1 rRNA gene is annotated in these 239 nt (G+C 54.8%); it reads right to left on the reverse strand.

The window, feature by feature from the left end:
* Nucleotides 1–239: ribosomal RNA gene (locus AC3B4V_RS16330) — 23S ribosomal RNA — on the reverse strand; the annotation flags it as partial.

Genomic DNA, 239 nt, shown 5'->3' on the forward strand with positions numbered 1-239 from the left:
CATCTCGCCTACCTGTGTCGGTTTACGGTACTGGCGCCTTCCCCCTCACTAGAGGCTTTTCTTGGCAGTGTGAAATCGTGACCTACGTCCCTACGGGACTCCGCATCGTTCCTTGACTTTGATGCCTGACGGATTTGCCAATCAGACGGTCTTGAAACTTGCACATGCACTTCCATCCGCATGCGTCACTATCCTCCTGCGTCCCCCCATTGTTCAAACGGTGGATCGGCGGTACAGGA

It is taken from the genome of Exiguobacterium sp. E17S, assembly GCF_057772545.1.